This is a genomic window from Stenotrophomonas sp. STEN087, from assembly GCF_056759115.1.
In genome coordinates this window covers 26,557-34,730 of record NZ_JBRRCR010000041.1, presented here as the reverse complement: position 1 = coordinate 34,730, position 8,174 = coordinate 26,557, and the positions used below count along the sequence as shown (strand labels likewise).

Sequence of the window (8,174 nt, the reverse complement as noted above, 5' to 3'; positions counted from 1 at the left end):
GGGCAGGACCGCAGGCGCCATGGATGGCGCCTACGAGCCCCCATGGATGGGTTTACGGCGTGTCCTGCTCCGGCCGCCCCCTCGGCTGAACACGGAGCAGGGAGGCGCTGAACCCATCCGAAGCAGAGGGGGAACTTGCAGGAAGACCCGAACTGCAGCAGAGTGCGCGGCCCCCGCCCGCCCCCGGACCTCCCCATGCGCCTTGGCATCGACTTCGGTACCAGCAACTCCGCCGCCGCCATCGTCCGTGATGGACAGCTGCTGCCGATCCGCTTCGGCGATGCCGAACAGTTCCGCACCAGCGTGTATTTCCCCGGCGTGGTACCCGATCCGGACGACTTCCAGCTCGATGCCGGCCAGGAACACGAACTGCAGCAGATGATCGACAGCGCCGCGCGTGCCGCCCGCGCCGCCGGCCAGGAACGCACCCCGCAGGCGCTGCGCCGCGAAGCCCTGCGCGCCCTGCGCCGCGAATGGATGGAAGCCCGCGCCGGCAAGGAACGCAGCGCCAGCGACCTGCTGCAGAACGCCATCTACGGCGATGACGCCCTGGAAGCCTATTTCGAGGAACACGAAGGCAACCTGGTGCAGAGCCCGAAGTCGATGCTCGGCTACAACCTGCACCCGCGCGCGCGCCAGACCATCACCGGCATCGCCGCGCACATCCTCGAACACATCCGCCTGACCGCCAGCGCCCAGCTCGGCCAGCCGCTGCGCGCGGCCCTGCTCGGCCGTCCGGTGCAGTTCCGCAGCTCGATCGGCGCCGCCGGCAACGACCAGGCACTGGACATCCTGCGCGAGGCCGCCACCCAGGCCGGCTTCGACCAGATCGATTTCCTCGAGGAACCGGCCGCGGCGGCCATGCACTACCACGCCGAAAGCCGTGAGCGGCACCAGGCCGTCATCGTCGACATCGGCGGTGGTACCACCGACATCGCCCACGCCGAAGTGGGTGGCGATGCCGCCCCGCGCATCCATCGCGCCTGGGGTATCGCCCGCGGCGGTACCGATATCGACCTGTCACTGAGCCTGTCCAGCTACATGCCGCTGTTCGGCCGTGGCGTCACCCGCGTGCCCGCCCACCACTACGTGGAAGCGGCCACCGTGCAGGACATGACCCGCCAGCGCGATTTCCGCCAGCACAAGTACGACCATGTCGACGATCCGTGGGGTTCGCGCCTGCAGGCGCTGCAGGACACCGGCAACACCGCGCGCCTGTACCGCGACGTCGAACGCGCCAAGATCGCCCTGAGCAGCAGCCCCAGCCATCGCAGCACGCTGGACTACATCGCCCGCGACCTGCACGCCGACAGCAGCACCGAAGGCCTGGCCACGGCCGCCTCGGGTTACCTGACCCAGATCCGCGAGCTGCTGGCCCGGGTCCGCACCGACATCGGCGGCGACCCGGATGCGGTGTTCCTGACCGGCGGCATGTCCCGCGCCGGCTACCTGCGGCAGGCCGCCGCCGAGGCCTTCCCGGGCGCCCGCATGGTCCACGGCGAGCCCTCGCTGGGCGTCGTCCAGGGCCTGGCGCTCGCGGCAGCCAGCCGGGATTAACAAAACGTTACGCGGAGTTTGCTACCCTCGGTAGGCTTGATAGGGCTCTACCTTCCGCCGGCTGCGCCGGTGTGTGTACCCGGGTAGGGCCCGGCCCGCCTCGCGGGCCTTGCGGCCATGCCTTCTGGCTCGTTCATGGTCCGCGTACTACCCGAGCCGCCATCGAGACCCGCTTTGGGCACCCGCCTGGCCCCTGTGGCCGCACAACCTGAAGAAGCACCTGCACCCATCGACTGCCGCCGTTGTGACGCGGTCTGTTGCCGGTTGCCCGTGCTGCTGCAGGCCGGCGACGACGTGCCCCGCCAGTATACCTCGCGCGACAGGCACGGCCGTGCCGTGATGGCGCGTAACGACGAGGGCTGGTGCGCGGCGATCGATCCCTATCACCTGCGCTGCACGATCTATTCGCAGCGCCCGGCGATCTGCCGCCAGTTTTCGATGGGTGGCGACGACTGCCGCCGCGAGCGGCAGGATTACCTGCGCCAGGCCGATGCCTGGTCGCTTTCCTCCCCTTCCACCTGACAGGAGCAACCATGCCCCGCAAGGCAAAGACCCCCGCGAAGGCTACCAACAGCATCCGCAGCGAACGCAAGGGCGCGGCCGCCAGCACCACGGTCAGCAGCGATTCGATTGCGTCCGATCTGGCCGCGTTCCGCAAGAGCGGTGGCAAGATCGAAGTGCTTGGCACCACCTGGGCGCTGAAGAAAGCCAGCTGACCCACCCTGACCGCGGCGGCGCTGCCGCCGCGGCCTGCCGGGCCGCGCTCAGCGGTCCAGGCTGACCCGCACGCTGCCCGAATGCGACTGGATGCGGATGTCACCATCACCGCCACCCAGCTTCGTGTCCAGGCTGCTGCCCGGCCCATAGCGCGGCCGCTCCACCGTGCCGGCATCACTGTTGATCGAGCCGGCGAAGCTGTTCACCGACAGCTGTGCCGAGACCTTGACCGGCAACCGCAGGTTCACCGACGCACTGACCGATTCGACGTTGATGCGGCCCCCCGGCGCCAGGCCGGAAGTGGACAGATCGATGCTGCCCGAGACCGTCTCCACCGCCAGGCGCTGGACGCGGCCGGCATCCACGCCGACCCGACCAGACACCGTCTGCGCACCAATATCCCCAGACACGCCGCCACCGGCCTCGATGCGACCGCTGACCGTGTTCACATCCAGGCGCGGCGTCTGCAGCTTGGCGATGACGTTGCCACTGACCGTATTGAGCTTGCTGTCGCCACTGCGTCCGGCCGCGGTCAGGCTGCCACTGACCGTATCGGCCTGCAGCCGGCGCACGTCGATGCCACTGATGTCCTGGTCGGCACTGACCGTGCTCAGCAGCAGTTCCGACGCGCGCGGGACATTCAGCACCAGCGTCGCCGTGCCGCTGGTGTGGCGGCGCGGATACTCCACTTCCCAGCGCACGCGGTTGGCGCTCTTTTCCTGGCGCAGCTGCAGGCCATCGCCAAGGCTGCCGGTCAGCTGCACCTCGTTGCGGTCCCAGCCGCGCACGGTGACCTTGCCGGCCACGTTGCTCAGCTCGATGCGGCCACCACTTGCCAGGGTATGGCGCTCATCGACGCGGGTGTCGGCCAGGGCCAGCGAGGGCAACAGCAGCAACGCAGCGCAGAGCGGAAAAAGGGATCGCATGGTGTGTCTCCTCAGGTTGTCATTCCGGCCGCGGCGGCCTGCGCCGCCTGCCGGGTCAATTCCAGCCGCAGCGCGTAGGTACGCTTGAGCTGTCCAAGCAGGTGCGGTGCGCGCGGATCCTGCGCCAGCGCGGCACGGATCTGTGCCGCGCTTTCATCCAGTTCGTGCAGGGCCGGCTGCCAGGCCGCCGCGCGGCCACCGGGCAGCGATGCCACGGCCTGCTGGTACTGCTCGGTCATGGCCGCCGCCTGCAGCTGCAGGGTCGATGGCGCCGGTGCCTGCAGCGGCGCCTGTCGACACGGTGCCACGGCATAGACGGCCAGGCTGGCGGCGAGCGCCGCGCCCAGCGGCAGCCACGCGCGCAGACGGCGGCGCTGCGGGAGGGCGACGACGTTATCCGCGTGCTCCACCGCGACGGGTGCGGATTCGCGTGGCGGCAGCTGCGCCGCCAGGCGTGCCCAGCCATCGGCCGGGGGCATGCGCTGGTCGGGCAGCGCGCGCAGCCGCGCCTGCAGATCGGGGTCGTGGTCGTGATCGGTTTCGTGGGTACTCATGTCATGTCTCCCAGACGCGCGCGCAACAGGCCACGCGCGCGGTGCAGCTGTGCCTTGGAACTGCCGACGGCCATCTGCAGCTGTTCGGCGATCTCCTGGTGTTTCCAGCCCTCGATGTCGTGCAGTACCAGTACCGCACGGGCGCGGGGTGGCAGCGTCGCCAGCGCGCGCTCCAGGTCGCGCTCGGTGCCGGCGCAGCGATCGTGCACGGCCAGCTCCTGCAGGCCGCCGTCGACATCATCGAGGCTGTCGTGGTCCTGCCCGGCGGCGCGCCCGCGCAGTTCCATCAGCGCCGCGTTCACCCCCAACCGGTGCAGCCAGGTGGCCAGGCTGCTTTCAAAGCGGAACCCCGGCAGCGCCTTCCAGGCCTGCAGGAAGGCTTCCTGCAGCGCATCCTCGGCGCGCGCCTGCTGGCCGCCACACAGCCGCCACAGCACGGCGAACACACGCGGCGAGTGGCGCCGGTAGAGCTGTTCATAGGCCGCCATGTCGCCGGCGGCCGCGGCCCGCACCAGGGCGGGATCGTCGACGGCGTCGTTGGCGGCAGGCAGCGCGGGCATGGTGGTGTCGAGCATATCGCTTGGATGCGGCGACCCGGAAAAAGGTTTAAGACCGATTGACGGCAGCCGCATTGCAACCTTTTCGGTGCCGGCTGCATCCATGCAGGGTCCTTGGTGAAAATTCCCGGAGTCCTGCCATGTCCAGCCCCTCCTGCGCCGCCCTGCTGGTGATCGTCGCCTGCGTCGTGCTGCAGGCCCTGGACCTGTCGCTGCAGCTGCGCGCGGACAGCGGCCAGGCGTGCGTGCATCAGCATCGCCAGGCCCTGGTCTGCGTGGCCTGGTCGGGATCGGTCGAAACCCCGGCACGCGCCGGGTAACATCAAGGGTCGTTAACGCCAGATGCTGTCGCCCCATGATGTTGTCGCTGAAAGACCACCTGCCCGCCTGGAGCCACCCGTGGCTGCACTACATCGGCATCGCCCTGCAGATCGTGCTGGTACTGGTGGTCGCCTGGCTGCTGCGGGTGCTTGCCCGCCGCCTGATCCGCCGCTTCGCCGAGCACTACACGCTGCCGCCGGAGATGGCGATGGGCGCGCGCCGGATCACCAGCTTCGTGGTCTATTTCAGCGCGCTGCTGTACATCCTCAGCCTGCTGGGTGCTTCGCCCTCGGTGCTGTGGACGGCCTTCACCGGTTTTGCCGCGGTGGGTGCGGTGGCGTTCTTCGCGGCGTGGAGCGTGCTGTCCAACATCTTCTGCACGCTGCTGATCTTCACCACGCGCCCGTTCCGCCTGCATGACTACATCGAGGTGCTGGAGAACGGCGAGAAGCCGGGCCTGAAGGGCCGGGTGATCGACGTGAACCTGATCTACACGACGCTGCAGGAAAGCGGCAACGGCCACGAGGGCACGGTGCTGCAGCTGCCGAACAACCTGTTCTTCCAGCGCACGGTGCGGCGCTGGCGCGATCCCTCGCACGTGCCGGGTGGCATCCAAGGCGACGGCTGAGGGAAGGGTTTTCTTTGCAGGGCTGCGCCCTGCACCTGCCGAAGCCGAAGCCGAAGCAACAGCAACAGCGGGCTATCCGTGGGTTGGCGGGTTGGGTCCGGTTGAGGGGGACGCTGCAAGTACGTCCATGTAAGCTCGGTCGCCGCATCCATGCGGCTCACGCCCCCTCAACCGGACCCACCCCGCCTTCGACAATGCTCCGCGATCTGTCGGAACGGCACGGGGTCGGATCCCGTTGCTGAGCAACGGGCTCTGACCCCAGTTTGAATATCGATATCTGACAGAAAAATCGTGTCGACCAAGGTCGACACCTACCAACAGCCGCCCGTCCCAGTAGATCCACGCCATGCGTGGATGAATTCATTCGATATCTGACAATTGTGCCGACCAACGGTCGGCACCCACCAACAGCTGCATTTGCCAGCAGCGCACGGAATCTGTCAGAGGCGGGGCGGTGTGGGTGGGCAGGACCGCAGGCGCCATGGATGGCGCCTACGAGCCCCCAGGGATGGGTTTACGGCGTGTCCTGCCCCCCCCCACCGCCCCGCCAGCCCCCGGTATGCCGCTCTTGATGTTGCTTCGGAGTCGGCAGGTGCCGGGCGCAGCCCTGCAATACCCCCCCCCCTTTACCTCAGCTGGCTGTCCTTGCTGCCGCGCCGGTTGTAGCCGGCATGCGCCTGCTCATCGTCGTCCAGTGCCTGCTGGCAGGCCACGCACAGCCGTACGCCGGGCACGGCCTCGCGCCGCGCCAACGGAATCGGCGCGTCGCATTCCTCGCAGTGTTCCAGACCCGGGCCCTGCCGCAGCTGGCGCCGCGCGCGGGCGATCGCATCGTCGACGGTGGCGTCGATCTGGTCCTGGACCGCGCCGTCTCCCGCCCATCCGGTGGCCATGGCCATCCTCCGCAGGTGTGTCGCCTGATATGGGGACGATACACCCCGCCGCAAACGGCAGCGCGAAAAGGGGACGGAGGGGATCAAGTCGTTTGTGGCACAAACGACTTGATCCCCTCCGTCCCCTTTTTGATTACCAGACCAGGTCGTCCGGCACCTGGAACTGGGCGTAGTACGCGTCGTCCTCGGCGTTGCCGGTCGAGATCTCGGCGGTCGAGCCCGGCTGGCCGTGGTCGACGATGATTGCTTCCGGGGCGCGCTCACGCACCTTCTCGGCGGCGGCACGCGGCAGCAGCGCATAACCCTCGCCCTGGGCGACGATCACCAGCACGCCCACCGACAGCGCCTTGCGCAGCTTGGGGTCGATCAGCAGGGTGCGGATCGCCGCGCCGTCGCTGAAGCGGTACTCGTCATCGCCCTTGTGGGGCACGGCATGGGCGGTGATGATCTGCTTCGCCTGCGCCTTCTGTTCAGCCAGCTTGGCCTGCGCATTTCGCTCGGCGGCCAGCGCACGGTCGCGCTCGACCTTCTCGGCGCGGGCGCGTTCAGCTTCGCGCTGGACCTCGGCGGAGGTCGATTCCGCCTTGCCCTGGCGGGCCTTGGCCTGGGCGCTCGCAGCGGCGCTGGCCTGCGACTTCTTGGCCAGGCCGGCCTTGAGCAATTGTTCCTGCAGCGCGTTGGGCTTTGCCATGGTCGTTGCGTACCGCGTGTAATCTTGGATGCCCCATTCTACCGACGCCCCGCCGCCCCTGCATGGCTGTCCTGAAGTACCTCACCGGCTATCCCGAACCCCTGGTCGCCCAGGTCAGCGAACTGCTGGCCCAGGGCAAGCTCGGCCCCTGGCTGCAGCAGCGCTACCCCGATCCGCACGAGGTACGCAGCGATCGCCAGCTGTACGACTACACGCAGGACCTGAAGGACCGTTACCTGCGCAAATCGGTCCCGCTCAACAAGGTCTGCTACGACAACACGCTGGAAGTCATCAAGCACGCGCTGGGCACCCACACCGCCATTTCCCGCGTGCACGGTGGCCACCTCAAGGCCAGCCGCGAGATCCGCATCGCCACAGTGTTCCGCCAGGCGCCGGCGGCCTTCCTGCGCATGATCGTGGTGCATGAACTGGCCCACCTGAAGGAGGCCGACCACAACAAGGCCTTCTACCAGCTGTGCCAGCACATGGAACCGGAGTACCTGCAGCTCGAGTTCGATACCCGCCTGTACCTGACCGAACTGGCCAACCGCAGCCAGCGCTGACCGCCCGCAGCAGCTACACTGCGCGCCCCCTGACCGACCTGCCCGCCATGGAACCGACCCGCCTCGACAAACACCTGGCCGCCCTGCTCGGCATCCCGCGCGGCGAAGCGCGCCGTTACATCGAAGGCGGCTGGGTCACGGTCAATGGCGAGGTGGTCGAACAGCCGCAGCGCCCGGTCGATGAGAGCGCGGTGATCGTGATGGCCGAACAGGCCGAAGACACCAAGGCCGAGCGGGTCACCATGCTGCTGCACAAGCCGGCCGACGTCGCCGCCGAAACGCTGTGCGCAATGGTGAGCAGCGCCACCCGCAGCGAGCTCGATGCGAGCGACATCCGTCCGCTGCAGCGTCATTTCCATGGGCTGCAGCTGGCGGCATCGCTGCCGGCGGCCGACAGCGGCCTGGTCGTGGTCAGCCAGGACCCTGCCGCCCTCGCCCACCTGCAGCGCAACCTGGGCCGCACCGAACAGGAATACCTGGTGGAAGTGGCCGAGGGCGGGCCAGAGCGCGGGCCGTGGCTGATGGCGCGCCTGCAGCACGAATCCGGTGGCGCCAAGGTCAGCTGGCAGAACGAGCAGCGCCTGCGCTTTGCCGGCAAGGGCCTGACCGCCAAGGGCTTGCGCACGGCAGTGGGCAACGCCGGGCTGCAGGTGGCCGCGGTTCGCCGCCTGCGCATCGGCCGCGTGGCGTTGGGGCCGCTGCCGCCGGCGCAGTGGCGCTACCTGGGCAGCGACGAGCGGTTCTGAGCTTCCGGGGTCAGAGCCCTT

12 protein-coding genes are annotated in these 8,174 nt (G+C 68.6%); 7 read left to right on the top strand and 5 right to left on the bottom strand.

The annotated features are described in order from the left end of the window. The first annotated feature begins 195 nt into the window (after nucleotides 1-195). The 3 genes from ACVOK1_RS12360 to ACVOK1_RS12350 all read left to right on the top strand — a co-directional run bounded on the left by ACVOK1_RS12360 (nucleotide 196) and on the right by ACVOK1_RS12350 (nucleotide 2,273). Nucleotides 196-1,557: an Hsp70 family protein gene (locus ACVOK1_RS12360; protein ID WP_481562234.1), complete on the top strand. Its 1,362-nt coding sequence runs from the start codon at nucleotides 196-198 to the stop codon at nucleotides 1,555-1,557. Nucleotides 1,558-1,785: 228 nt separating this feature from the next. Next, the gene (locus ACVOK1_RS12355) at nucleotides 1,786-2,079 is read left to right on the top strand and encodes a YkgJ family cysteine cluster protein (protein ID WP_108747862.1); all 294 of its coding nucleotides are present in this window, start codon (nucleotides 1,786-1,788) and stop codon (nucleotides 2,077-2,079) included. 11 nt (nucleotides 2,080-2,090) lie between these two features. Beyond that, entirely contained in the window at nucleotides 2,091-2,273 is a 183-nt protein-coding gene (locus ACVOK1_RS12350) for a hypothetical protein (RefSeq protein WP_079222716.1), read from the top strand. Nucleotides 2,274-2,321: 48 nt separating this feature from the next. Here ACVOK1_RS12350 and ACVOK1_RS12345 read toward each other — a convergent pair whose 3' ends face one another. Genes ACVOK1_RS12345 through ACVOK1_RS12335 form a run of 3 tightly spaced genes read right to left on the bottom strand, consistent with a single transcriptional unit; the run spans nucleotide 2,322 to nucleotide 4,329 of the window. Beyond that, on the bottom strand, nucleotides 2,322-3,200 hold the full coding sequence (locus ACVOK1_RS12345) for a DUF4097 family beta strand repeat-containing protein (protein WP_108769562.1): 879 nt from the start codon (nucleotides 3,198-3,200) through the stop codon (nucleotides 2,322-2,324). Between the two features lie 11 nt (nucleotides 3,201-3,211). After that, nucleotides 3,212-3,754 (bottom strand): hypothetical protein, encoded by a 543-nt coding sequence (locus ACVOK1_RS12340; protein ID WP_481562233.1) that lies wholly within the window; start codon nucleotides 3,752-3,754, stop codon nucleotides 3,212-3,214. Then, nucleotides 3,751-4,329, bottom strand: a complete 579-nt coding sequence (locus ACVOK1_RS12335; protein ID WP_108769564.1) for an RNA polymerase sigma factor — start codon at nucleotides 4,327-4,329, stop codon at nucleotides 3,751-3,753. The genes ACVOK1_RS12340 and ACVOK1_RS12335 overlap by 4 nt, the downstream gene beginning before the upstream one ends. Nucleotides 4,330-4,451: 122 nt before the next feature. Here ACVOK1_RS12335 and ACVOK1_RS12330 point away from each other — a divergent pair, with 122 nt between their 5' ends. Together ACVOK1_RS12330 and ACVOK1_RS12325 are read left to right on the top strand one after the other, a co-directional pair. Then, nucleotides 4,452-4,631 carry a hypothetical protein gene (locus ACVOK1_RS12330; RefSeq protein ID WP_108769565.1) on the top strand — a complete coding sequence of 60 codons (180 nt, stop codon included), beginning with the start codon at nucleotides 4,452-4,454 and terminating at the stop codon, nucleotides 4,629-4,631. 35 nt (nucleotides 4,632-4,666) lie between these two features. Continuing rightward, nucleotides 4,667-5,260 (top strand): mechanosensitive ion channel family protein, encoded by a 594-nt coding sequence (locus tag ACVOK1_RS12325; protein ID WP_200753779.1) that lies wholly within the window; start codon nucleotides 4,667-4,669, stop codon nucleotides 5,258-5,260. A 626-nt stretch (nucleotides 5,261-5,886) separates the two neighbouring features. Here the strand turns inward: ACVOK1_RS12325 and ACVOK1_RS12320 are convergent. Then, complete coding sequence (locus ACVOK1_RS12320) at nucleotides 5,887-6,153, bottom strand: DksA/TraR family C4-type zinc finger protein (RefSeq protein ID WP_108770729.1); 267 nt, start codon at nucleotides 6,151-6,153, stop codon at nucleotides 5,887-5,889. A 133-nt stretch (nucleotides 6,154-6,286) separates the two neighbouring features. Beyond that, nucleotides 6,287-6,844 carry a DUF2058 domain-containing protein gene (locus ACVOK1_RS12315; protein ID WP_108769567.1) on the bottom strand — a complete coding sequence of 186 codons (558 nt, stop codon included), beginning with the start codon at nucleotides 6,842-6,844 and terminating at the stop codon, nucleotides 6,287-6,289. Nucleotides 6,845-6,906: 62 nt separating this feature from the next. On the opposite strand from ACVOK1_RS12315, the gene ACVOK1_RS12310 reads away from it, so the two are divergent. Then, nucleotides 6,907-7,407: a M48 metallopeptidase family protein gene (locus ACVOK1_RS12310; protein ID WP_481562232.1), complete on the top strand. Its 501-nt coding sequence runs from the start codon at nucleotides 6,907-6,909 to the stop codon at nucleotides 7,405-7,407. Between the two features lie 47 nt (nucleotides 7,408-7,454). Further along, nucleotides 7,455-8,153, top strand: coding sequence for an RNA pseudouridine synthase (locus ACVOK1_RS12305; protein WP_481562231.1), 699 nt, complete (start codon nucleotides 7,455-7,457; stop codon nucleotides 8,151-8,153). The last annotated feature ends 21 nt before the right edge of the window (nucleotides 8,154-8,174 follow it).

What these genes read in the sequence shown, in the direction of transcription:
- ACVOK1_RS12360 (WP_481562234.1), top strand. Translation starts at nt 196, where the DNA reads ATGCGCCTTGGCATCGACTTCGGTACCAGCAACTCCGCCGCCGCCATC.
- ACVOK1_RS12350 (WP_079222716.1), top strand. Translation starts at nt 2,091, where the DNA reads ATGCCCCGCAAGGCAAAGACCCCCGCGAAGGCTACCAACAGCATCCGC.
- ACVOK1_RS12345 (WP_108769562.1), bottom strand. Translation starts at nt 3,200, where the DNA reads ATGCGATCCCTTTTTCCGCTCTGCGCTGCGTTGCTGCTGTTGCCCTCG.
- ACVOK1_RS12340 (WP_481562233.1), bottom strand. Translation starts at nt 3,754, where the DNA reads ATGAGTACCCACGAAACCGATCACGACCACGACCCCGATCTGCAGGCG.
- ACVOK1_RS12335 (WP_108769564.1), bottom strand. Translation starts at nt 4,329, where the DNA reads ATGCTCGACACCACCATGCCCGCGCTGCCTGCCGCCAACGACGCCGTC.
- ACVOK1_RS12330 (WP_108769565.1), top strand. Translation starts at nt 4,452, where the DNA reads ATGTCCAGCCCCTCCTGCGCCGCCCTGCTGGTGATCGTCGCCTGCGTC.
- ACVOK1_RS12325 (WP_200753779.1), top strand. Translation starts at nt 4,667, where the DNA reads ATGATGTTGTCGCTGAAAGACCACCTGCCCGCCTGGAGCCACCCGTGG.
- ACVOK1_RS12320 (WP_108770729.1), bottom strand. Translation starts at nt 6,153, where the DNA reads ATGGCCACCGGATGGGCGGGAGACGGCGCGGTCCAGGACCAGATCGAC.
- ACVOK1_RS12315 (WP_108769567.1), bottom strand. Translation starts at nt 6,844, where the DNA reads ATGGCAAAGCCCAACGCGCTGCAGGAACAATTGCTCAAGGCCGGCCTG.
- ACVOK1_RS12310 (WP_481562232.1), top strand. Translation starts at nt 6,907, where the DNA reads ATGGCTGTCCTGAAGTACCTCACCGGCTATCCCGAACCCCTGGTCGCC.
- ACVOK1_RS12305 (WP_481562231.1), top strand. Translation starts at nt 7,455, where the DNA reads ATGGAACCGACCCGCCTCGACAAACACCTGGCCGCCCTGCTCGGCATC.